Consider the following 23,404-nt stretch of genomic DNA (forward strand, 5'->3'; position numbering starts at 1 on the left):
CACGATCCCCGCACCATGCGCGAACTGGATGTTTTTACTAAACTAACGTTAACGTAACCTTGATTTTCTGCTATGATAACAGAAGTTGAACGAATCCATTCGGAAGGAGGGAAGGGAGCATATGGAGCATATGGAGCCTTCGGTCAAATTATCGATGGATGAAGTGACGGAGCGGCTCGGGATTACCGCGAGGACGCTCCATTACTATGAGGAGATAGGACTGCTTCCGGATGTTGCGCGGACAGAGGGCAGGCACCGCGTTTACGACGAAGCGATGCTGGAACGCATTACGCATATTTTGCGGCTGAAGCAGGTGCTTGGCGCTTCGCTCCAGGAAATACGCGATATTCTGCAGGCGGAAGAAGAGCTGGAGCTGATCAAAGCCAGCTATCGCGGCGAGTCCCGCTTGGAAGAACGCGACCGTCTGCTGGATGAAGCGGCCGAGAGGCTGAAGTCGATCATCGCGCATATCGACGAGAAGATGGATAAGCTGCAGGCGATGAGGCAAGGCTTCAGCGCGCGCCTGGAACGGGCGCATCAATTGAAGCACAATCAACGCTAGCAAGGAACAGCAATAACAAGAATCAGTACTAGCAAGGATCAGAATTATACGGAGCAATTCCGGATCGACGAGTGGATGAAGAGAGGACGAATGAAGCATGAATGATTCGAGAAAATGGTGGATATTATCCGTTACGAGCCTCGGTTCTTTGTTGTCGGCGCTCAATTTCAGTACGTTGATTATCGCGCTTCCCGATTTGCTGAAGGGCTTGGACGCTACGCTATTACAGGCGATGTGGGTCATGCTCTCCTACATGGTCGCGCAAACCGTCATGGTGCTCATGGCCGGCTCGCTGGCCGACCGCTTCGGCCGCAAACGCATCTACATCGCAGGCATGCTGCTCTTCACGATCGTCTCCCTGGCTTCCGGCTTCGCGGAGAATGCGCCGCTCCTGATTATTTTCCGGATCTTGCAAGGTATCGGCGGAGCGATGATCATGGCGAACAGTACGGCAATCGTGGCCGATGCATTTCCGCGAGAAGAGCTGGGACGCGCGCTCGGCATCAACATTATGGTCATCGCAGTCGGTCAAATTATCGGTCCGGTGCTCGGCGGCTGGCTGACGGAAGCGTTCGGCTGGGAGTGGACATTCTGGTTTAACGTGCCATTCGGTATCGTCGGCGTCTTGTGGGGCTTCAAAGTGCTCGGCATGAAGGATGACAAGATCGCGGCTCCGAAAGCAGGCGGTTTGGATCGCTGGGGCGCTGTCACGTACGTCTTGTCCATTACAGGCCTGTTGATCGCCTTGACTTGGGGACCGATCCAAAGCTGGACTTCTCCGGTCGTTTGGATTTCGGGATTATTCTTCGTCATTCTATTTCCGGTCTTCTTGCTCTGCGAGAAGCGTCATCCGAATGCCTTGCTGCATCTGCCGCTTTTCTCCAATCGCATATTCTCCTTCGGGATTATATCGGCTACGCTGAATGCGATTGCCCGGATGGGCGTCATGTTCATGCTGATCTTCTACTTCCAGGGCGCGCTCGAGAAGGATGCGCTGGTGGCCGGAATCATGACGATTCCGCTTGCGGCCGGCATGCTGGTCGTTTCGCCGCTGGCCGGCATTCTGGGGGACCGCTACGGAGAGACGACGCCGGCGACGGCGGGTCTGTTCCTCAGTGTTTTCGGCATGGCGGGGCTGGCCTTGGATACGGGCTTATCGACGCCTTTCTGGCATCTGGCCATCTATATGACGATCATCAGTATCGGTTCAGGCCTGTTCAATTCCCCGAATTCCAGCAGTATCATGAATGCGGCTGGGCCAAAATACCGCGGCGAAGCTTCCGGCATCCGCTCGCTGACGACGAACATGGGCATGATGCTCAGCATCGCCTTCTCGATGCCGATCGTCACGCACAGCATTCCGCATGAAGCGATGCTCGCCATCTTCTCCGGCACGCAAGTCGGCATGGAGGACAAATCTTCGCTGAACGGTTTCATTACCGGGCTGCATGCCGTATTCTGGTTTATGGCGGCGCTCATGGTGCTGGGTACCGTGATGTCCTATCTGCGCTCGAATAAGCGCGCGCAAGCTTCCGCGGGAGCAACGCTGCATCATAAATAACCGTTTCTATGGACAATAAGGAGTTTAACTAACCATGCCTGACCGTTCCGTTATGAGCAAGCTCTGGGGCGTATCGTTATTGTGGGGCGGCAATTATGTTGCCAGCGCCTATCTGCTGCGGGATTTTTCGCCGATTCTGCTGTCCTTCTCGCGGCTAGTCGTCATGTCGCTCTTCTTGATTTCCGTCGCGCTCATCAACAAATCGATGCGGCGTCCGACGAAGCGCGAGTGGCTGCTCCTGCTGCTGGCCGGCATCTCGGGAACGCTGATCAACCAGCTGTTCTATTTCACGGGCCTCAAGCATTCGACCGCCGGCAATGCCGCGCTGATCGTAGCCTTGTCGCCGATTATGACAATGCTGCTGTCGCGCATCTTCCTGAAGGAAGCCATTACGTGGCTGAAGTCCGCCGGGTCCGTTACGGCGCTGGCCGGCGTCGTGTGCATCGTGTTGTACGGCGGCAAGTCGATCGGCATCTCGATCGGGGATATTAACCTGCTGATCGCTACATTGGGTCTATCCGTCAGCCTGTTGTTCATCCGCCAGCTGACGATCGGGATGTCCTCGTACGAAATTACGATCTATGCGACGGTCATCGGGACGATTCTGATGACGCCGGCGGTGGGCTTCGAGGCGCTCGCCGGACAATCGCATGGCAGTCATCATCTCCTGCAATGGCTGCTGCTGATCGGGGTGGCCGTCATCGGCCAAGGCGTGACGGGCTTCTGGTGGAATCGGGGCATCGCAGTCGTCGGGCCTTCCGTCAGCGCGATGTTCATGAATATTCCGCCGTTCGTCGCGATCATCGTCAGCCATTTCGTCCTGGGCGATGCCGTTCGTGCCGCTCAAGTCGGCGGCGGCGTTCTGATTCTGGCCGGGGTTGCGATCGCGAACTTTAAGCCTCGGGCGCAAGCGAGCAATTCGAGCAGCAGGGAAGCGGTCAGTATTTCGCAAGCCGATTAGCGCCAGCGTTCCAGCGTTTATAGCCAGCATAACTGCATGAGAATGTCGAAGGATAGAAGCAGCCAAGCGCAGCTTTTATCCTTTTTCGCGTTTATTTTCAGCTTTCGCTCATCATGTCACTTTATGGAACATATGGTGGAGGAAGGTGGTGATGATAAATGGATTATGGATTCACGCTGGGAGATTGGGTCGTGTACACCATGTGGGGCGTATTCGTCTTCATGATTCTCGATTTCGTGATTGCCTTTGCCCGTTCCTTCTGGGCAGGAACCTTCGATACGACGTTCATCGGCTATCTGAAGGATATCGTCTTCTACGTCGTGCCACTGAACTTCATACTCACTATGACCCCGATCGACCCTTCGCATTATACGCTGGTCACGCTCTATTTCATTGGCGGTGCGTCGGTCATCATCAAATACGTCGTCGACATCGTGCGCAGAGTCAAATCGTACTTGTAGCCCCTGGCAGCAGCAGCGGCATACCGCGACTAGGCATGCTTCGTCTGTTTGACGCCATTCCGCTGCGGAACGGCTTGAACAGAGCGAGGATGCCTCTTGCTGCGCGGCCCGCATGCGCGATGGCGGACAAGCCCGATGGACGAATAGGCACGGATTGCCAACGCCAAAACGATGGAGTATGTTATGCATATGGCTGCTTACTAGATTGCTAGGGGGTCCGCGTATGTTCAGCGTCATGATCGTGGAGGATGAAATGCTTGTCCGATTGGGATTCAAGAACTCCGTTGCCTGGGAATCGTACGGCATGACGGTATGCGCAGACGCGGCTAACGGAAGAGAAGCATGGACGCATTACAACAGCGGGAGACGCCCGGATATCGTTATTACCGATCTGCGGATGCCGATCATGGACGGTCTGGAGCTGATTAAGAAAATCCGGGAAGCCGACGCGCAGACGCGGATCGTGATCCTGTCGTGCCTGGAGGATTTCGATATGATGCGGCAGGCGATGCAGCTCGGCATCTCCAGCTATATCCTGAAACTGACGATGACCGAGGAAGAGATCCATCAAGTATTGACGCGTGTTCGCGACGAGCTCGGCGCGCAGCGGACGATCGGCACCTCCAAGGGGATGATCCGCAATCCCGATTTGCTGAAAGAGAACGTCATCAAAAACTTCGTGTTCTACAACCTCTACTCCAAAGACGAATTCACCCGTCACATCGACCAATTGAAATTGCGTCTTCATCCCGAACGGCTCGTCGTCTGCATGATGGAAATCGACCACTTCGAACAGGTGCGCGCCAAATTCAACGATAACAAAGGCGAGCTGATCCGGGTCACATTCCTGAACGTGCTGAGCGAGCTGCTGGACCAATCTCAGCGCGGGGAGGTCGTTTCCGACGAAGACAAGCGGTACTTGTTCATTTTCAGCTTTCGCGACATGTCGAGCGAGCTGCAAATCCGCGAAGAACTGACGAGCATCCTCCAACAGGTGCAAAAGGTCATGAAACGGTTCTTCAACATCTCCGCTACGTTCGGCGTCAGCGGGATGCGAACGGGATATGCCGCGCTGCATGACCTCTACAGGGAGAGCGAACGCGCGGTCGGCCAGAAATTTTTCTTCGGCACGGAAAGGCTCTTGTTCCAGCATGAAATCGAAGCCAACGGCGTGGAAGAGATCGTCAGCCGCAAAATCGAACAGTACGGCGAGAAATGGCTGCTGTACGAAGAGATCGGCCGCAACGAGCTGGCTTCCATCATGCAGACGTTTCTCGCGAACGGCAGGCTCCGCCAGCAGCAGGATATTCGCAAGCTGTTCGTCCGCCTGCTCCATGGACCCGCAATCTCGTCCGTCCTAAGCGAAACGGAAGTAGCGGCGCTCGTGGCGAACCGCGGGGAAGAGCTGCAAGCATGCGAAACGCTTGACGAATGCGCCGCCGTGTTCGGCAGCTTCCTGCTGGACGTTGCTTCCGCCAAAGGAGCTAAGAAGCAGTTGGGCAAAGACATCGCGCACGCGGTTCGGTTCATTCAAGAACGGTTCAGCGAAGATATATCGCTGCAGCAGATCGCGGAACTGCTGGAGCTGTCCCCCAACTACTTGAGCATGCTCTTCAAGAAGGAGCTGCAGCTCTCGTTCACCGAATACGTGAATCGGATCCGGCTCGAGAAGGCCAAGGAGCTGCTGCTGAATACGAATCTCAAATCCTACGAAATCGCGCAACGGGTCGGTTTCGCCGACGACAGCTATTTCAGCCGGGCATTCAAAAAGCATACCGGCGTCAGGCCGAACGGTTTCCGCCGTCTATGGATCAACGACTGGACGGGAGTGACGGAATAGGATGGCGCGCATAGGAAAGATGAGGTTTGCCGGGTTTTCGCTTAAGGCCCAGCTTATTATTTCATTCACGGCCGTCACGCTGCTCGTACTGTCGATCAGCTCGTATTACAGTTATTCCAAGACGCTGGAGATCTTCAGCAACAGGACGCAGGAGACGACGATGTCGCAATTTCGCCAAATCGAAATGAATACGCTTACACTTCTGCGCGAGGTCGATAAGCTGTCCAATACGTTTCTGTTGGAATCGAAGGTGCAGGCTTTCCTGCAGAACGACCATCCGTCCAACTTGGAATTCATCTCGCTGGAACGGGACATTACGGAGCGGATCCTGCAATATTTGACGAATTACGATTACTTGGATTCCATCTACATCTTCAGCGACAACGGCAGCGTGATCGGCGGAACACTGTCGCAGAACCAGAGCACCAATACGGTCGGCAAGCAATATCCGTTCTACGGCACGCCGTTATACGCGAGCGTGAAACGAAGCTTTCCGCAGCCAATCTGGCAGGGAGGGACGTCGACGATCGATTTCATGCGGACCTCCATCCCGGACGGCTTGCCGAACAATCATTTGATATCTTCGCTGCGAGGGATCCGCTGGATCGGCGGCAGCCAGATGAACGCCGTACTCGTGTTCAACGTCAATGAACGGTATTTCAATTCCAGTTATGGAAGTTTACAGAGCTCGCCGGGCGGATCGCTGACGATCGTGGACGGCGGCGGCAGCGTGATCTCCAGCACGATAACGGACAGCATTGGCCGATCGTATCGGTATAACGGCGACATTGGCGCAAAGCAAAGTTTCGGCAGTTTCTCGGCCAGCAGGGAAGGCATCCCGGAGCAGGTCGTCTATTACCGGATGGCGGATACCGGCTGGCTGTTCGTGAACGAAGTGCCGACGGCGCATTTTACGAAGGACGTGGTCGAGATTCAGCGCTTCAGCGCGGCCGTGTTCTTGCTATCGCTCCTCTTGATCGTCATCTTCTCGTCCTTATGGATGAACCGGATCATGAAGTCGCTGCATCAGCTGATCAAAGGGATGAAGCACGTCGGCCGCGGGAAAATCGGACTAACGCTGGAACAGGCGTCGAACAAGGAGATCGGGCAGCTGATCGAGCAATTCAACAACATGTCGACAGGCATTTTGGAGCTGATGCAGCAGAACGAGGAGACCGAGAAGAAGAAGAGCCAGCTGGAGATGGAGGCGCTCCAGTCCCAGATCAATCCGCATTTTCTGTTCAACACGCTGAATACGGTGAAATGGATGGCGGCCGTGGCCAAGGCGCCGAACATCATGGAATGCATGACGAGTCTGGGCAACATGCTGAGGCCGATCTATTACGATCCTTCGCCGATGTGGTCGATCCGGGAAGAGATCGCGTTCGTCAAACATTACGTGAACATTATGAATTTCCGCTACGGAGACGAAATCCGATTCGAAATTGACGTGCCCGAACGGCTGATGGACTGCAGGACGCTCCGGTTCATGATCCAGCCTTCCGTGGAGAACGCGCTGATTCACGGCGACAGCCATAAAGGGGTCGTCCAAGTGTCGGTTGCCGAAACCGGCAGCCACCTGGCGATTGTCGTACGGGATACCTGCGGCGGCATGACGCCGGAGAAGCTCGAGGAAATCAACCGGAAGCTGCTCCAACCAGCCGGCGAGGGGCAACCGTCGAAAGGCATCGGAATCTATAACGTCAACAAGCGCATTCAAGTGCATTTCGGCGAGCAATACGGCATCAAGGTTTCGAGTATCGAGGATGTCGAAACGAGCATCGTGATGAGAATTCCGATGATACCCGGAAACATGGCGGTTTAGGATGGAGCAGCCTGAGCAGCCGTCTGGAGCAGCGTCAATAGAAAGGTTCGAAGCCAAACAGGAGGCGGGGCAGCATGAAGCTAAGCGCGACGTTACGCGGGGCCGCGATGGTCAGTCTGGCTGTCGCAATTACCGCAGCGGCAGCCGGATGCGCGGACAGCGGGAATTCCGATATAAGTTCGCCGGATGCGCCGGCAGCTGCCGGAGTCGGTGGCGATCAGGCAGCCATGAAGCCGATCACGCTGAAAGTCGAAATCAACAGTTCGGGGAAAGATTTCGAAAATACGGAAGTCTACGACGAGATCAAACGTGTCACGGGCGTGACGATGGACCTCCAAGCCTATGACGAGCAGAAGTTCAAGGTGGAGCTGGCCGGAGGCAATTTGCCGGATATCATTCAAGTGCCGAACAAGAATATCAAAGCCTTGATCGAAGGCAACAACATCATTCCGCTCGACGCGTTAATAAAGACGAACGGACCGGAAGTCGCGCAGCCGGTACTTGCCCCGAGTCTGGATTACATACGCCGTTACTGGAGCGACGATTCGAATAAGCTTTACATGATCCCGGTTCAAATCGGCGCGGGCGGGTTCGGATTCGATCAGCAGACCGGCTTGAACGTGCGCTGGGATTACTACAAGGAGCTCGGTTATCCGTCCATTCAGAGCATCGACGACATGGTGAACGTGATCGCGGAAATGGTCAAACGCCATCCCGAGACGGAGGACGGCAAGAAAACGTACGGCGTCAGCATTTGGAACGATTGGGCTACGTGGGGCGTTCGCAGCTTGGGGCTTGTAACCGGCAATCTTCCGTTCAATCCTTTTACCGGACAGCTGGTGAACGACTATACCGACCCGAATCAAAGCGCGATCTGGGATACGGCCCGTTTTCTCTATCTGGCGCAGCAGAAAGGCATCCTCGACCCGGATGCGTTTACCGCCAAATACAACGATGTCGTCGCGAAAGCTTCGCAAGGCACGCTGCTGTCGTCGATGGCTACTTGGCCTTTTGCCGAAATCAATGCCCAATTGCTGAAACAAGGGAAGGACGAAGGGTATGTAACGATTCCGCTCGATTGGGGGTTTACGAATATCGGCGGCGTGACGACCGGGGGCTGGAGCGACCGCGCCTGGGCGATTACCCGGAATTGCAAGGATCCCGCCAGAGCGATGGACCTTATTAATTTCCTCGTGTCCGAGCAAGGCTCGCGGTTGATCGCCAGCGGCATTCAAGGCGAGCATTGGGAATACGTCGACGGTAAACCGGTCATGAAACCGGAAACCGTCGCGCTTGCGGCCGCGGGAGGCGATCGCTGGAAACGCACGGGCATCGGCATGTTCGCCAATCAGCAAGGCTTCGCGGACCACTTCCTCATGAGCGACGGCGGCATCGTCAACTTGTTCGAAACGCCTGAAATGTACGAAGCAAAGGCCAATTCCTTGTACGAGGATTACGACAATTATTACGGCGTGACCTATCCGGCGGAAGCGTATAAGCGGTATGTCGAACAAGGGAAGGTCAAGACGCTCGACCAAATCCCGCAGGATATTCTGAATGCCATGCCGCCCAAGCCGGACGACATCATCCGCATCCAGACCAAATTGGACGAGTTGCTCGTGAAAGGAATGCCGATCGTCGTGCTTGGCTCCCCGAACGAAACGGACTTCGAAGCAAACGAGCAGAAGCTGATTCAACAGCTGAAAGATGCCGGCGCGGACAGCTATTTCAGCTGGTTTAAGCAGGCCTTCGAGGAAACGAAGGCGAAGATGGGGAAAGGCTGAGCGGATTCCTCTTGCCTGTAAACCAGCAAAACCCGAGCATGTACTGTACCCAGTACAGTACATTGCCGGAAACCAGCGAAACACGAGCAATGAGCTGTATCAAAACCAATAGATGGTTTTAAGTCCCATGTGAATCTTAACTTATACCAATAAAACCGAACCTCAATCACCACTCGCATTGGTATTGAGGTTCTTTCGCATGAGCAGCGGGAAACTCCCATCTTAAGCGAACGCATGCTGCATTCTCGTGGACTTCGCCGGTAAACGCAAACCAATCACCTTAAGCGATCGAAAGAACAATCGAATGCGCAGCAAGAAGCTCCGCGGCCTTACCGGCATCAAGTGGGGCGCCGCGAACGGCTGGCGTCCCCGCTAACCCGCGCTCGCGCCGCGAACGGCTGGCGTCCCCGCTAACCCGCGCCCGCCCTCGCGCCGCGAACGCTGGCGCCCCCGCACTCCCACGCCTGCGCCGGCGGCTGGCGGAGCCGCTCGTGGTTAACCTTTTTACCGTTTCGTCCAAAAATCGTAGATTACTTCATATTTCCGTCATTTTCAATCTCGTATACTGAGCTCAACGCAAAGAAACCAGATTGGATGATGGAGTGATTGACGATGCATGCACAAGCAAATCCGGCCGTGAAGGTTCGCAAGAAAAGGTGGAATGCCAGCAGGGTCACGCTGTTCGCGATGGTAATTCCGTTCGTCATCCTGGTGTTCGTGTTTAACTATATTCCGTTATTCGGATGGCTCTATGCCTTCTACGATTACAAGCCGGGCATCCCGTTATCGCAGACGCCGTTCGTCGGCATGAAATTCTTCCGCTTGGTGCTGGACGATAAGGATGATCTGATCCGCGTGCTGACCAATACGCTCGCGATGAGCTTTCTCTCCATCCTCGCTTCGCCGCTTGCCGTTATCTTCGCGATTCTGCTGAACGAGTCGAAGAACAAGGCGTTCAAGAAAGTCGTTCAGACGCTGACGACGCTTCCGAATTTCATCAGCTGGATTATCGTGTACTCGCTGGCATCGGTGATCTTCTCCTCCGGCGGCCTGCTCAATGAAATCTTGTTCAAGCTCCATTGGATCGAGAACGCGACGAACGTGCTCGGCAATCAGCCGGCGACCTGGTGGTTCCAAACGGCCATCTCGGTCTGGAAGGGACTCGGCTTCGGCAGCATCATCTACCTGGCGGCCATCGCCGGCATCGATCCCGAGCTGTACGATGCCGCCAAAGTCGACGGCGCGGGCAGGCTGCAGCGAATCATGGCCATCACGGTGCCCGGTATTCTGCCGACCTTCTTCGTACTGACGCTGCTCAACATCGCCAATATTTTGTCCTCGACCAGCTTCGAGCAGAATCTCGTCTTCTACAATTCGCTCGTCGCCGACAAGCTGGAAACGCTGGACTACTTCGTCTACCGCACGGGAATCGCGACCGGCGACGTTTCGTTCGGTACGGCCGTCGGTATCGCGAAATCGATCATCAGCATCGTGCTGCTGTTCTCGATCAATGCCGTTTCGAAGCGGGTGAGAGGCCAGTCGGTATTCTAAACTACTAACGGAAGGGAGCGCTACGACTCGTGAAGAACTCATCCGCTTCATCGTTCGACATCATGAACTACGCCGTCCAAATTGTGTTCACCCTCGTGTGCATCTACCCGTTCTATTACATTTTCATCTATTCGGTCAGCGATCCGCAGCAGGCGCTCAAGGGGCTGATCCTCCTGCCCAAACAACTGACGATCGTCAATTACACGCATATCTTCCGGCTGGATAACATGCTTCACTCTTTCATCGTCTCGGTGCTGAGGACGGTGATCGGGACGATCCTGACGATTGCCTGCAGTACTTGGTTCGCCTATGCCGTGACGAAGAACGAGCTGTACTTGCGCAAGACGATCTATCGGTTCCTCGTCATTACGATGTATTTCAATGCCGGGCTTATCCCGTGGTACCTCACGATGAAGGAGCTGGGCTTGAAGAACAATTTTCTTCTCTACGTCCTGCCGGGAGCCGTCGTCGCGTATTACGTCGTCCTGCTCAAGACCTTCATCGAGCAGCTGCCCCAAGCGCTCGAAGAATCCGCGATGATCGACGGCGCGGGCCATTTGACCATTTTCACGCGGGTCATCTTCCCCTTATCGATGCCGATCGTGGCGACGATCGCCGTGTTCGCATCCGTCGGCCAGTGGAACACCTGGACGGATAACTATTTCCTCGTTTCCAGCGACAATCTGCAGACGCTGCAGCTGATCTTGTACAACTATTTGACAGATGCCCAGCAAATCGTGAACAGCAGCAATTTGCAGGACTTGAACCGCGGCCTTGCGACGAAGATTTCGCCGGAATCGATTCGCATCACGATTACGATGGTGGTTACGCTTCCGGTCATGCTCGTCTATCCGTTTCTGCAGCGGTATTTTGTCAAAGGCATTATGCTTGGCGCCATTAAAGGCTAGCATTGGCATCGTTTCGGAAGGATGCAACGGCTTCCGCGGAGGCTGTCATCATAGAAAGGATAACTATCGGGAGGTCATGGTATGAATCAGAACAAGACGGTCAAAGCAAGCACGCTCCTTGTATTGACGGCCATGCTGGTCGCGCTCACGGGCTGCGGAAGCAACAATTCGTCTAACAATGCGTCGAGCACGAACGCCAATGCTCCGGCTTCGGGCAACAACGGCGGTAATGCGGCAGCGACGAACAATGCGGGCACGACGACGAATGACGGTGCCGCGGCGACGACGGACAACAGCGGCACGACGACGAACGACAGCGGGGCAACGACGGATAACGCCGAGCCTGCCGCGCCGGCGAAAGACCAGATTACGATTAAAGTGGAGGTCAATGCGACGCAGAAGGATTTTGAAAATACGGACGTCTACAACGAAATCACGAAACAAACCGGCGTCACGATGGATCTGCAGACGTACGACGAAGAGAAGTTCAAGCTGGAGATGGCGGGCGGCGACTTGCCGGACGTGTTCCAAGTGCCGACGAAATATTTGGCGCAGTTGATCGATGGCGGAAGCATCATGCCGCTCGACGACTTGGTCGCCTCGAACGGTCCGGACATCCAGAAACCGACTTTCGCGAAAAGCCTCTCTTACAGCAAGCAGTTCTGGAGCAACGGTACGGGCAAGCTCTATGTCGTTCCGGTTCAAGTGGGCAAGGCGGGCTGGGGCTTCGATCAACAAACCGGCTTTAATGTACGCTGGGATTACTACAAAGAGCTCGGCTATCCGGAAATCCATTCCGTCGACGACATGGTCAATGTGCTTGGGGACATGGTCGCCAAGCATCCGAAGACGGCAGACGGCAAGAAAGTTTACGGCACGGCCATCTGGAACGACTGGGGAACTTGGGGCCTCACCGATATGGGCATGATCACCGGCAATGGAACGGTCGCCAACAATTACACGGACGTCGCGAACAGCGGCTTCTGGCAAACGGCGGATTTCCTGTACAAATCGAAGAAGAAGGGCATTCTCGATCCCGATGCATTCACCGCCAAATACAACGATATCGTGACGAAAGCGACGCAAGGCACGCTGCTTAACTCCGTCGCCACCTGGCCATACCAAGCCGTCAACGCCGATTTGCTCAAAGAAGGTCCGGATCACGGCTATGTCACGATTCCGCTCGACTGGGGCTTTGCATGGGTAGGCGGCTCGACGGTTGCGGGCTGGGCGGACCGCGCTTGGGCGATCTCGTCCAAAGCGAAGGATCCCGCGCGCGCCATGGATCTCATCAACTTCTTGACATCCGAGCAAGGATCCCGTCTGATCGCGAGCGGCGTTCAGGGCGTCCATTGGGACATGGTCGACGGCAAACCGCAGATGAAGCCGGAAATCGTGCAGCTTGCAGCGGCAGGCGGAGATGCTTATAAGAAAACGGGCATCGGCATGTTTGCGAATCAGCAGGGAATGACCGACTTCTCGACGCTGAGCGACGGCAGCCTCGTCAATCTGTTCGATACGCCGGAAGTGTTCGCGACGAAAGTCAATTCGTTGAATAAAGATTACGATGACCACTATGGCGTCACTTACCCGGCAGCCGCCTACAAGAAATACGCCGATGAAGGCAAAGTATTGACGCTCGACGTCGTGCCGCAGGACGTCACGGCCGCGATGCCTGCTCCGCCGGACGATATCAAACGCATCCAAACGAAGCTGGACGATATGATGACGAAAGGCATTCCGGATATCGTGCTTCACGCCAAGGATGACGCGGATTATACGAAACGCCAGCAAGCGCTGATCAAGAAATTGAACGACGCCGGAGCGGATAAATATTGGACGTGGTATATGCAGGCGTTCAACGATACGAAAGCGAAATTCCAATAACATGACCTGACGAGCAGGCGCCGAATCGTTGGAAGACCAACAATTGGCGCTTGTTCCGTTGGCAGAACGGGAGAGCGAAGCAAGGGAGGCTCGAAGGTTGGCCTGGAATGGCCGGCGGAACGCGAGCTGCCGACCGTCTTGTTCACGGGAAATTCGATGTCAAGACAGACAAGGGATGCGAGAGCCTAACGCGGAACGAATCGTTCCCATAACAAAGGAGTCGAATAGGCGATATGAACAGACGTACGCAAGGTGCAGAAGAGCAGCATCTCGGCAGCATGGAACCGATCGCTTGGGATCGGATATCTTACACGATCAATGGGAAGCGGCAGTTTCTCATCTCCGGCGAATTTCATTATTTCCGGGTGCCGGCGCGGGACTGGAGGGAACGGCTGGAACGGTTCCGCGAAGCAGGCGGCAATTGCGTGGCGACGTATATTCCGTGGATTCTTCACGAGCCCGCGGAAGGGGACATTCGCTTCGGCGACAAGCCGGAACGCGATTTGGAACGGTTCTTGGCCTTATGCGGGGAGCTTGGCCTCTATGTGATCTGCCGGCCTGGTCCGTATCAATATTCCGAGATGAAATATTGCGGCTTGCCCCCGTGGCTGATCGACGGTTACCCGGACATTCTTGCCCGTACGATCGATGGCCATATTATGGTGCGAGATTCGGTATCGTATTTGCATCCGGTGTTTCTGGCTAAAGTGAAAGCCTGGTTCAATATCGTCTGTCCGATCATCGCCGCATACGCGACAAGCAAAGGCGGGCCGGTCGCTTTCGTTCAATTCGATAATGAATTGACGGGCATCCACGAATGGTTCGGCGGCTGGGACTACCATCCGGAGACGATGGGCTTCGGCAGAGAAGAGGGGCGGTACACTGCTTTTCTGCGAAACAAATATAGGACGGTGGAGCGGCTTAATGCCGCCTATGGAACGGCGGTTTCCGTCCTCGCGGATATGCGCCCGATAAGCAGTGCCGCCATGACGAGCATCGGCGACAGGCGCCGCGTGAAGGATTACCAGGATTTCTATTTCGGCACGATTGCCGAGTACGCCGTCCTGTTGACCGGCTGGATGCGCGAGTCCGGCATCGATGGCGACTTCATTCATAATTCGGCGAATCCGGGCTCGAACGGCTACCATGCCGAGACGGTCGAACGGCTCGGAAGCGGCTTCATTCTTGGTTCGGATCATTACTACAACCTCGATCTCGATTGGAATGCCAACAATCCGACCCCCAAATACGCGGTGAACGCGCTGTTGTCCCATGAAATGCTGAGACATTACGGGTTTCCGTCGACCATCTACGAATTGCCTGGCGGGAGCCCGTCGGACTGGCCGCCGATTACGGCCGACGACTTAAGCTGCTGCTATTGGACGAATATTGCTTTTGGCATGAAAGGCTTCAATTATTACGTATTCGCGGGCGGTTACAATCCGGAGGGAATTGGAGGCGATGGAGAGGTTTACGATTATCAGGCGGCAATTGCGCCGGACAACGCGATCCGCCCGCATTATTACGCGCAGAAGCGGTTCGGCGCTCTGCTTCAGGAGCATAGCTGGCTCGTAGAAGCGGAACGGGCGGTCGATTTCTATATCGGTTTAGACCGCGAGCACAGCCGCAGCAGCTATTACGCCGCCGGCCACCGGCCTTTCGGCAATGCGGATGCGTGGACGTTTCTGTCTAAAGGGCTGCTCATGACATCGCTCTGCGCTTCGTATTCGCCGGAACTGCTTGATCTGTACAGCGATAACGCAGTGAATGCCGCCGGCAAACCGATTCTCGTCGCGGCATCGGCATGCATGGCGGCTAATGTGCAGCAGCGATTGGTTAATGCCGTTAAACGAGGCGGTAAACTGCTGCTGGCACCCGTCATTCCGCAGCTGGACGAGAATTTCAACCCCTGTACGATCCTGAAGGACTTCTTGGATGGCGCCGAAGCCGAACCGTTCACAGCGAGCGAACGGGAAGTACGCGTCGGCTCCATTCCGCAGGTGTACGTCAATCAAGGCTTGTGGGTGAGCGCGAAGCTGCCTGAAGGCGCCTCAGTCATCGCGGAGGAGAAGAAGAGCGGCGGTATCGCCGGCTGGAAGAAGAGGTACCCGAACGGAGGCTGCGTCATCTGGCTCGGCATCCAATGGAAATTTACGAAATACGGTCATATGGACATGCTGCGCGAGCTGTTGAATGAGCTTGGCGGCGACGCGCCAGCCGTGCGATGCGACAATCCGAATTTGTGGACCGCCTTGCGGAGCGATGGCAGCAGCCGAATGCTGTTCGTCATGAACCTTTTCGCCTCACCGATGGAAGCGGATGTCAGCCTTCGCTTGTCCGACGGTCAATATGCCGAGCCAATCCGATGCTGTCTGAAGCCGATGGAAGTCCAGACGTTGTTAATCGATGACAACGGCGCGGCGCACGACGTTCGCTTTGGACGAGACGAGGCGGCACCGATACGTTCATTCGAAGAAAGAGAGGCGTGAGCGATACGATGGCAAACGAACATACGGATCATATGCAATGGTTCATGAATGACCGCTTCGGCATGTTTATTCACTGGGGGCTGTACGCAATCCCTGCGCGAGGCGAATGGGTGCGAAGCCTAGAGAAGCTGACGGCGGAACAATATGAGCCGTTTTTTCGAGAATTTAACCCCATTAAATACAATCCAAGAGAGTGGGCCAGAGCTGCGAAGGCCGCGGGCATGAAATACGCGGTCATGACAGCCAAGCATCATGACGGGTTCTGTCTGTTCGACAGTCAACTGACGGATTACAAGGCAACGAACACGCCTGCCGGCAGAGATTTGATCCGGGCCTACATCGACGCCTTCCGCGAAGAGGGCATTCGGATCGGCCTCTATTACTCGATCATCGACTGGCATCACGAGGATTATCCGCATTACGGCGACAAAATCCACCCCATGCGCGACAACGATGCGTTCATAGACAAACCGATCGACTTCGATAACTATTTGACTTACATGCACGGTCAAGTGAAGGAACTGCTTACGGGTTACGGCAAAATCGACGTCATGTGGTTCGATTTCTCCTACGACGATATGACGGGCGAGAAGTGGCGAGCGACGGAATTGGTGACGATGATGCGCGCGATTCAGCCGGATATCGTCATCGACAACCGGCTCGGCGGCGACAAGAAATCCGCGCAGCCCGAAGCGTTCGCCGGCGACTTCATGAGTCCGGAACAGCTGCTGCCGGCGGAAGGCATCGTGAACGAGGCGGGGCAGCCGCTGCCTTGGGAAGCATGCATCACGCTGAACGATCATTGGGGCTACTGTTCGGGCGATACGAATTACAAATCGCCGAAGACGGTCATTCGCGGTTTGGTGGAATGCGTCAGCAAAGGCGGCAATCTGCTGCTCAATGTCGGTCCGAATGCCAAGGGGCAAATTCCGCCCCAATCGCTCGACATCCTAGCGGACGTCGGCAGATGGATGGATGACAACGCACGGAGCATATACGGCTGCGGTCCGTCGAAGCTGGAGAAGCCGGAGTGGGGGCGCTACACGCAGAACGGAAACCTGCTTTATGCGCACATCTACGATCGAGGCATGGGGCCGATCAATTTCCGAGGTTTGCAGGGGAAAATCAAACGGGCCAGACTGCTCGCGGACGGCACCGAAATCAAAGTGGAAACGCCATGGAATGCATGGGAATATCCGCTCGATGCGTTTATCAGCTTCAGCAGCGCGGAGCTTCCGGACGACATCGATACGGTAGTGGAGCTGGAATTGATCTCGGACTAGACGAACGCGAACGCGAAGAATAGCCGCAGGCTCGCGGCTTTTCTTCGCGTCGCTGACTTCCTACCGTTCATGGTTACCGCGCATCCTTCATAAGGCGTATGAGCTGCTAAACGAGCGGCGCGTCGATCAACGTGGCAAAGTTGAGTTGATGCTTGTGTCCGTCGTTGATGCTCGTTCGGCTGCTTACGAAATGAACATGCTTGCCATTGCCGACGGGAATGGCCGGACCCGTGCGGATCTTGATCAACTTTTGGAAATGATCCAAGAAGTCGGTTCTGTTGAAAACAATTTCATGAACATGGCTGTCTCCGGAACGGATCGCTTGCCCCGTCACGCCCGCGAAACGATGGTTGTGCCGATGAAAGTGAGGGATGGTGTTAGGCATTGGTTATGCCATCACAAATGCCGTGGCTTGTTTGTCATCATGAGATTGACAGCCCATCGCGCCGAACGATAAACTACTGGTAATCATATCCGGCATGCACAGCTGGCGAAACGCAGCTCACTGCGAGGGAGCGCATCGTTCATGAACGCCGTTCGCCTGAGCAAAGTATTTGATCGCAATGGGATCAAATGCTTTTTTTATTAGGGAGGAGAGCAGCAAGATGGTTGAAATTCGAAAGGCGCGACTGGGTGAAGCGGAAGCGCTGCGAAGCTTGTACGTGGAAGCTGCGGAATGGATCCGCGAAACGAAGGGGTATAACCAATGGCAGGAAGCGTCGTTTACCGAAGCGTACATCGAACAATTCCTGCGCACGCGCGATGTATTCGTCGCCGAGCTCGGAGGCCGAGTGGTCGGCTGCTTCTCCGTGGAGTGCGAGGAGGAATTGTTCTGGGGCGAACGATTCCATCGCGATGCCGGATACGTTCACCGGCTGGTCGTATCGCGAAAGCATCAGGGGCTGGACATCGGCGGGCAAATGCTGGCTTGGGCGGCCGGCTTCATCCGCAGCCAAGGGAAATCCTGGCTGCGGCTGGATTGCATGGCGGACAACCCGCCGCTCAACCGATTTTATGAAAGGCAGGGGCTGACGTTCGTCGGACGTGTCGATGTAGACGTGTGGAGAGCGAATTTATACGAGAAGCGGGTAAATTCGTAGTCATTCGGTTCCGGCTGTTTCATCGAGATCTTCGTTGTAAGCCAAGATTCCGCGTTTGAAATAGTGCAGCTTCTCGTCAACGGTCGTTTCCATTAACGTTGCGATCAGCAGCTGGACACTGTCTTTATAATGCCGGCTGTTGTACAGCGCCATGGCGAGAAACACCTGAATAGCCCGATTCTCGGGAAATGCCCGGTTTCCTCTGCGTAACGTCTCGACAGCTCGCTCGTAATCTCCCCAGTAGCGGTACGTACTCCCTAGTCCCATCAGGCATCTTTCAAGATCAGGACCGGAAAGTCCCAGCTCAAGCGCACGTTCATAATAGGGAATCGCATCGTTTCCAAGACCCGAATTGTCATGGGCGATACCGGTTTGGTAATTGATCTCAGCATCGTCCGGGTAGTCGGCAAGCAATGCGATCAATTCATTGCGTACCTCGCCTAATAGCACTTGATCCTGCTTGGCTCGTCCTTCTTCGCGCCGTTTAATTAACGGGATTAATTCTTCTCTGCTGCGCATGGTTTCACATCCTAATAGTGGTAGTCGTCGATATGACCATCATAACACGAAATTGGCTTCCGCTACGCGTTTTCGATCGCATGCTTGGGGGAACTTACCTGTATGGTATGCGGGGTACCCCATGGTAAATTGGAAGCATCGATCTAGAGGAAGGTGCAAGATTCAGATGGAAATACTGCAAGAAGGCGATTTATATTCCGTGCCGATGCGCCATGAAGCGAAGCTAAACAAAGCGTTCTATCTATCGTTCGGAGCTGCGTTGAGCGCGGTTATGGGTTTAATCGTGCTCAATCATTTGCTGGACGGACAGATCTTGATCGATCTTGTATTCGCGGCGGTCGTGCTGCCCATGGGCTTGTTCTGGCTCGCGGTCTTGGTTCAAAAACCTTACTTGGAGCTTCGAGACAATCGTCTGCACTTCAAAGCCCTATTCGGCGGGTATAAAATCATCCCCCTAAAAAATATTGAACAGGTAATGACGGTTAAGGAATCTGGCGTTCGCTCGCTTCGCATATGGTCGCAAGGCCAGGGGAAGGACGACAATCGGCGTGCTGCGGACCTTATGGCGGGCAGGGGATGGGACGTCATCATTGCGTTCTATATGTTCTCGACAGTCGACTTTCACAAACTGTGCCGCACCATCGTGTCGAAGATGGAGAGCTAACGGCAGGCATATACGGATCTTGAAATGACAAAAAGCCGCTTACGCGGCTTTTCAGAGTGTAGAGAAACCCACGTTTTTTTAAAACGGCGGGTTTCTTTTTTATCTCTCTTTCAATTTCAGGGCTTCGGAGGGCGTATTACCCCTCCGAAGCCCTCTTCTCTAGTTGGAGGGCAATCTTCTTCATGTTCTGTACGGCGGCGGTCATCAACGCTTGTTCCATCACGTTATGTAACCCCCGCAAACGGCAATAGCGAAACCCGTGGAGCTGTTTAGCATCCGCGAAGCTTCGCTCAATTGTTTCTTTTCGTTTTCGGTACAACTTTTTCCCCGACTTGCTCAGGCGATTCAAACGTACTTTCTCCTTGCTGTCCTCCCAGATATGCCGGGTCACAATCTTTCGCTTGTTGCGGGATCGTGTGCACTTCTCCAGCATCGGGCAGGATGCGCACTGTTTCGGGTTTGAAGCATAGTGCCGGTAACCTTCACGGTCCGTGGTTCGGTAGGGCAGCTCTTGCTGCTGTGGGCATACGTAAACGTTTCGCTCTGCATCATAGGTAAACTTCCACTTTGGAATCAGACCCAGTGTTGGTTGAAATCTTCGGTGCGCAATGACGCCGAAAATGTTACGGTCTTCAAGTCCCTTGCAAATCGGCGTTGTCATATAACCAGAATCAAGTGCGACAGCTTCTACGGCAAAACCAAATCGGTTACGTTGGCGGTCCAAGCGTGAGAGATACGGCACGGAATCATGCACATTGCCTGCGGTGACGAAGACATCGGTAATGAGGTTGTGTTTCGCATCGACGGTGCGGTGGTCCAGATAGAAGAAGCCTTCCGGCTTGCCTTCTCGAAACATATAACCGCTGTCCGGGTCGGTTGTACTGACCTTCACTTCCTTGTCTTCATTCACCTCCTCTCGTGGTTTTAGAGCTTTTTTCCTTGCGCTTTTCGGTCAGATTCGACCGCGGAATTTAACTCGTCCAGATAATCACGCGTGTTTTGCTGAACCTGCTCTTTGGTGTATTTGTGTTTATTCGCATTGGCTTTTACATGCGTGGAATCGGAAACGAGCATACGACCGCCAACCATCCGATGCGAGATGGCTTGCAGCACAATCTCATCGAAGATGTCCTGGAAAACCGAGGTACCTTTGAAACGCGTACGACGATTCCAGCTGATCGTGGTGTGGTCCGGAACACGATCGGTGAGTCCCAATCCTAGAAACCAGCGATAAGCCAAGTTCGTTTGGACCTCGCGTTCCAGTTGACGTTCGGAACGAATGCCGTAGAAATAGCCTAAGAAGATCATCTTGAAGAGAACAAGGGGATCGATAGCTGGACGCCCATTGTCTTGCGAATAGAGATGGCGAACCTTCTCGTCGATAAAGGTGAAGTCAATGTATTTATCGATCTTGCGAAGCATGTGATCCGCAGGTACCAAATCTTCTATGGAAACCAATTCGTAATTCTGCTGTTTTTCTTTGTTCGATCGTAGCACCGCGGCACCATCCGTTCGTAAATGTTACTTATATTATAACATATTAACGCGGTGTCGTATTAAATTAATTGGGCAAAGTGAAGGCTGTCGAGACTTTCTCGACAGCCTGAAAAGCCGCTTACGCGGCTTTTCTGCGTTGCTGCGAACGGAGATGAAACTTCCCGTCTGCTAAACCGGCTGCGATTGCGATTGTACATGCAGCAGCGGCTGGCCTTCTTTATAATAAAGCGCCGGGGAGAGGATGACGAAGAAAATATGGACGTTCTCGTACCCGAATTCCACCAGCATCCGATGCAGCTTGGACGCTATAGCGTCGTGCAGCTCCTGGGCACGCTGGAACATCAGGATTTCAAGCGACCTTGGCGTATTCGTAATGATTTGGATGTCCAACAGCTCGACCTTGACGATTTCTTGCGGAATCTTGACGAGATTGGAAAATTCCTCGACGAGCGACGGGGTGAATTGCTTCAAGAATGAAGCCGTAAAACCTTTGAAGCGTAAAAATGGCACGGGAATCCCTTCGTTTCGTTAATGAATGATCGTACATTGTGATTATAATCACAAACTGTACATAATTCAACTTGCAGGTATTATCATAATGGGTGCTCATGCGTTGAAAATCTCGACTATGCTTCATCATGCTCCAGATTACGCGGATGCCTGTCCGTTTATGTATGCCTCACATGTAGGGGGTTCAAGCGCGGCAGGCTAACTACCAAGCAGGAAAGGTCGAAAGTTTCGCGAACTCCCTACATATATCGTCATTTTCGAAGTTTGTGAATAAAACCTTAGGGGACAAGTTCACCAAAGCAAATAAATATATTTGATAAACTCAATATATGGAGGAATTATATGAACTTATATGAAGGTGATTATACTAAACCGACAGGAAAATACGCAGCAGCTATTAATGAATATAATGAATTCTGGAGTCAGGGACAAATTGATTTTTCTAAAGCTTCCGATCCAATTGAAAAGTTTGATAATGAGACGAGGAAGTTTATTTATAACTTCAATTCTAAATTTCCCAATAATGTTGTATGGCATTATCATAGAGATAATACAACTGTAGATTTAGAATTAATTGCATTAAGGAAGGTCATTAATTCTGCGAAAAATGAGCATGATATTCAAGATTACATTAAGAAAAATAGAAAGTGGTTTATCCCGGCTTCAATATTTAAAGAGTATAATTTTGGTCACAAAGAGACGTATCTCTTTCCAGAAATGAAGTTAGGAAGTAGCATGCGAGCAGATTATGTTTTATGTGGAAGAAACTCTGATGGATACAGCTTAATCCTTGTTGAATACGAATCACCGGCATCAACATTTGTTTTAACTGATGGTTATAAATTATCAGCATCTGCTAATTCTGGCTTAGGTCAGATTAATCAATGGAAAGAGTGGATGGAATCAAATAAAACAACATTTTTTAATGAGCATAAATTTACTGAGAAAGGCATAAATGTTCCTATTACAAGAATTCACTATTGTTTAGTGATTAGCAGAAGAAATCAAATGGAGACAAATGATAGAGATCGAAAAAATAGAATAATTAGTGAATCAACGAATTTAAATATAATAAATTACGATAGAGTGTGTGATTATGTTTCTAATCTAGATGAAGGATACAGTACTTATAGATAAAAACATAATATCTGGTGAAGTCATCCCATATTACGTTGCTCCCACCATTCTCCTTGATGTCGCGGTTCTTGCAAAGCAAGCACCACTATCAGCTCCTCATTCATGAAACCAACAATGCGGCCCATAATAGGTACATATCAGGCTTGTTATACAGACCCATACTCAGCCTCAGTCGAAGGAAGAATCTTCATCATACAAGTGGTGCAATAAGTTGAGTATAAATCGAAACGGGACGGAGCGTGTTGATATGCTCTGTCCCGTTTTTCATATTGGAGTCGCTAGCGTTATTGTTGACCGGTTTGCTGTGCTTGCTGTGCCTGTTGCGCAGGCGTTTCCGAATAGGTTTTCTGGCAGTACATGTTGGAGATTCGGGGGATCATCACCGTTTCGCCGGCAATCAGCTGGTTCGGGTTCTTGATCTGCGGATTCGCTTCTTCCAGAATCGGATGAGGCAAGTTATACGTATGGCAAATCGACGCCATCGTGTCTCCCGGTTTCACTTGGTGCTGCGCGAAAATCATGTCACCGGCTTGATCTTCCCTGAAGAACGGAACGAAAAACGGGGAAAAGAAAAATGTCGGAAACAAGAAACGGCCCGGGAAGAACGGATGGGGAAACGGGCGAAAAAATGGACGACGACCGAAACCTCCGCCAAAACCGCCGCCTGGAAAAAATCCTCGATTCATGAGTCAACCTCCGCTTAAGTAATAGTCATCTGACTATACATCGTATTACGCAGGGGCCTAAAGGTGACAACATGATCTCGGGCGACAAGCGTTCCGTCGCTTGCGGCCGGAGGCGGAATAGGTCCGATTTTCCAAGTCACGAAAGCAAAAAGGCAGGATTTATCCTGTTTTTCGATGAT

General features: G+C 53.2%; 19 protein-coding genes and 1 pseudogene. 15 read left to right on the forward strand and 5 right to left on the reverse strand.

Going from position 1 to position 23,404, the window contains the following annotated elements; genetic code table 11:
- Window positions 1-121 precede the first annotated feature (121 nt).
- The 12 genes from GZH47_RS30495 (at window position 122) to GZH47_RS30550 (ending at window position 17,112) form a co-directional block, all read left to right on the forward strand.
- Window positions 122-562 (forward strand): MerR family transcriptional regulator, encoded by a 441-nt coding sequence (locus GZH47_RS30495; RefSeq protein ID WP_162644851.1) that lies wholly within the window; start codon window positions 122-124, stop codon window positions 560-562.
- Window positions 563-659: 97 nt separating this feature from the next.
- Window positions 660-2,123, forward strand: coding sequence for an MFS transporter (locus tag GZH47_RS30500; RefSeq protein ID WP_162644852.1), 1,464 nt, complete (start codon window positions 660-662; stop codon window positions 2,121-2,123).
- A gap of 34 nt (window positions 2,124-2,157) precedes the next feature.
- Entirely contained in the window at window positions 2,158-3,084 is a 927-nt protein-coding gene (locus GZH47_RS30505; protein ID WP_162644853.1) for a DMT family transporter, read from the forward strand.
- Between the two features lie 158 nt (window positions 3,085-3,242).
- Complete coding sequence (locus tag GZH47_RS30510) at window positions 3,243-3,545, forward strand: hypothetical protein (protein WP_162644854.1); 303 nt, start codon at window positions 3,243-3,245, stop codon at window positions 3,543-3,545.
- A 223-nt stretch (window positions 3,546-3,768) separates the two neighbouring features.
- A complete protein-coding gene (locus GZH47_RS30515; protein ID WP_162644855.1) occupies window positions 3,769-5,385 on the forward strand; it encodes a helix-turn-helix domain-containing protein in 1,617 nt (538 codons plus the stop codon).
- 1 nt (window position 5,386) lies between these two features.
- Window positions 5,387-7,210: a cache domain-containing sensor histidine kinase gene (locus tag GZH47_RS30520; RefSeq protein ID WP_162644856.1), complete on the forward strand. Its 1,824-nt coding sequence runs from the start codon at window positions 5,387-5,389 to the stop codon at window positions 7,208-7,210.
- A 74-nt stretch (window positions 7,211-7,284) separates the two neighbouring features.
- Window positions 7,285-8,994, forward strand: a complete 1,710-nt coding sequence (locus GZH47_RS30525) for an extracellular solute-binding protein (RefSeq protein ID WP_162644857.1) — start codon at window positions 7,285-7,287, stop codon at window positions 8,992-8,994.
- A 612-nt stretch (window positions 8,995-9,606) separates the two neighbouring features.
- Window positions 9,607-10,545 carry an ABC transporter permease gene (locus GZH47_RS30530; protein WP_225446288.1) on the forward strand — a complete coding sequence of 313 codons (939 nt, stop codon included), beginning with the start codon at window positions 9,607-9,609 and terminating at the stop codon, window positions 10,543-10,545.
- Window positions 10,546-10,574: 29 nt separating this feature from the next.
- Window positions 10,575-11,453 carry a carbohydrate ABC transporter permease gene (locus tag GZH47_RS30535; protein ID WP_225446289.1) on the forward strand — a complete coding sequence of 293 codons (879 nt, stop codon included), beginning with the start codon at window positions 10,575-10,577 and terminating at the stop codon, window positions 11,451-11,453.
- Between the two features lie 81 nt (window positions 11,454-11,534).
- Window positions 11,535-13,340, forward strand: a complete 1,806-nt coding sequence (locus GZH47_RS30540; protein ID WP_162644858.1) for an extracellular solute-binding protein — start codon at window positions 11,535-11,537, stop codon at window positions 13,338-13,340.
- 233 nt (window positions 13,341-13,573) lie between these two features.
- Window positions 13,574-15,829, forward strand: a complete 2,256-nt coding sequence (locus GZH47_RS30545) for a beta-galactosidase (protein WP_162644859.1) — start codon at window positions 13,574-13,576, stop codon at window positions 15,827-15,829.
- A gap of 8 nt (window positions 15,830-15,837) precedes the next feature.
- Window positions 15,838-17,112, forward strand: coding sequence for an alpha-L-fucosidase (locus tag GZH47_RS30550; RefSeq protein ID WP_162644860.1), 1,275 nt, complete (start codon window positions 15,838-15,840; stop codon window positions 17,110-17,112).
- A 106-nt stretch (window positions 17,113-17,218) separates the two neighbouring features.
- On the opposite strand, the pseudogene GZH47_RS30555 reads toward GZH47_RS30550, so the two are convergent.
- Window positions 17,219-17,470, reverse strand: a pseudogene (locus GZH47_RS30555) (YmaF family protein); the annotation flags it as partial.
- A 247-nt stretch (window positions 17,471-17,717) separates the two neighbouring features.
- On the opposite strand from GZH47_RS30555, the gene GZH47_RS30560 reads away from it, so the two are divergent.
- Window positions 17,718-18,212 carry a GNAT family N-acetyltransferase gene (locus tag GZH47_RS30560; RefSeq protein WP_162644862.1) on the forward strand — a complete coding sequence of 165 codons (495 nt, stop codon included), beginning with the start codon at window positions 17,718-17,720 and terminating at the stop codon, window positions 18,210-18,212.
- Here GZH47_RS30560 and GZH47_RS30565 read toward each other — a convergent pair whose 3' ends face one another.
- A complete protein-coding gene (locus GZH47_RS30565; protein ID WP_162644863.1) occupies window positions 18,213-18,731 on the reverse strand; it encodes a tetratricopeptide repeat protein in 519 nt (172 codons plus the stop codon).
- 166 nt (window positions 18,732-18,897) lie between these two features.
- Between GZH47_RS30565 and GZH47_RS30570 the strand changes: the two genes are divergently transcribed.
- The gene (locus GZH47_RS30570; protein ID WP_162644864.1) at window positions 18,898-19,395 is read left to right on the forward strand and encodes a hypothetical protein; all 498 of its coding nucleotides are present in this window, start codon (window positions 18,898-18,900) and stop codon (window positions 19,393-19,395) included.
- A gap of 136 nt (window positions 19,396-19,531) precedes the next feature.
- Here GZH47_RS30570 and GZH47_RS30575 read toward each other — a convergent pair.
- Window positions 19,532-20,892 (reverse strand): IS1182 family transposase gene (locus GZH47_RS30575; protein ID WP_162644865.1). Its coding sequence is split into 2 segments (ribosomal slippage): window positions 19,532-20,325 and window positions 20,325-20,892, totalling 1,362 coding nucleotides; the frame shifts between segments, so codons are not numbered across the junction.
- 168 nt (window positions 20,893-21,060) lie between these two features.
- Window positions 21,061-21,402, reverse strand: a complete 342-nt coding sequence (locus GZH47_RS30580) for a DUF1904 family protein (protein ID WP_162644866.1) — start codon at window positions 21,400-21,402, stop codon at window positions 21,061-21,063.
- Window positions 21,403-21,744: 342 nt separating this feature from the next.
- On the opposite strand from GZH47_RS30580, the gene GZH47_RS30585 reads away from it, so the two are divergent.
- Complete coding sequence (locus GZH47_RS30585; RefSeq protein ID WP_162644867.1) at window positions 21,745-22,539, forward strand: Shedu anti-phage system protein SduA domain-containing protein; 795 nt, start codon at window positions 21,745-21,747, stop codon at window positions 22,537-22,539.
- 284 nt (window positions 22,540-22,823) lie between these two features.
- On the opposite strand, the gene GZH47_RS30590 is transcribed toward GZH47_RS30585, so the two are convergent.
- Window positions 22,824-23,225, reverse strand: a complete 402-nt coding sequence (locus GZH47_RS30590; protein WP_162644868.1) for a LysM peptidoglycan-binding domain-containing protein — start codon at window positions 23,223-23,225, stop codon at window positions 22,824-22,826.
- Window positions 23,226-23,404 lie beyond the last annotated feature (179 nt).

This window comes from Paenibacillus rhizovicinus, assembly GCF_010365285.1.
Taxonomy (GTDB): Bacteria; Bacillota; Bacilli; order Paenibacillales; family Paenibacillaceae; genus Paenibacillus_Z; species Paenibacillus_Z rhizovicinus.

Bases quoted from the DNA above. Each gene is read 5' to 3' on its own strand.
- GZH47_RS30495 (WP_162644851.1), top strand. From the start codon at position 122: ATGGAGCATATGGAGCCTTCGGTCAAATTATCGATGGATGAAGTGACG.
- GZH47_RS30500 (WP_162644852.1), top strand. From the start codon at position 660: ATGAATGATTCGAGAAAATGGTGGATATTATCCGTTACGAGCCTCGGT.
- GZH47_RS30505 (WP_162644853.1), top strand. From the start codon at position 2,158: ATGCCTGACCGTTCCGTTATGAGCAAGCTCTGGGGCGTATCGTTATTG.
- GZH47_RS30510 (WP_162644854.1), top strand. From the start codon at position 3,243: ATGGATTATGGATTCACGCTGGGAGATTGGGTCGTGTACACCATGTGG.
- GZH47_RS30515 (WP_162644855.1), top strand. From the start codon at position 3,769: ATGTTCAGCGTCATGATCGTGGAGGATGAAATGCTTGTCCGATTGGGA.
- GZH47_RS30520 (WP_162644856.1), top strand. From the start codon at position 5,387: ATGGCGCGCATAGGAAAGATGAGGTTTGCCGGGTTTTCGCTTAAGGCC.
- GZH47_RS30525 (WP_162644857.1), top strand. From the start codon at position 7,285: ATGAAGCTAAGCGCGACGTTACGCGGGGCCGCGATGGTCAGTCTGGCT.
- GZH47_RS30530 (WP_225446288.1), top strand. From the start codon at position 9,607: ATGCATGCACAAGCAAATCCGGCCGTGAAGGTTCGCAAGAAAAGGTGG.
- GZH47_RS30540 (WP_162644858.1), top strand. From the start codon at position 11,535: ATGAATCAGAACAAGACGGTCAAAGCAAGCACGCTCCTTGTATTGACG.
- GZH47_RS30545 (WP_162644859.1), top strand. From the start codon at position 13,574: ATGAACAGACGTACGCAAGGTGCAGAAGAGCAGCATCTCGGCAGCATG.
- GZH47_RS30550 (WP_162644860.1), top strand. From the start codon at position 15,838: ATGGCAAACGAACATACGGATCATATGCAATGGTTCATGAATGACCGC.
- GZH47_RS30560 (WP_162644862.1), top strand. From the start codon at position 17,718: ATGGTTGAAATTCGAAAGGCGCGACTGGGTGAAGCGGAAGCGCTGCGA.
- GZH47_RS30565 (WP_162644863.1), bottom strand. From the start codon at position 18,731: ATGCGCAGCAGAGAAGAATTAATCCCGTTAATTAAACGGCGCGAAGAA.
- GZH47_RS30570 (WP_162644864.1), top strand. From the start codon at position 18,898: ATGGAAATACTGCAAGAAGGCGATTTATATTCCGTGCCGATGCGCCAT.
- GZH47_RS30585 (WP_162644867.1), top strand. From the start codon at position 21,745: ATGAACTTATATGAAGGTGATTATACTAAACCGACAGGAAAATACGCA.
- GZH47_RS30590 (WP_162644868.1), bottom strand. From the start codon at position 23,225: ATGAATCGAGGATTTTTTCCAGGCGGCGGTTTTGGCGGAGGTTTCGGT.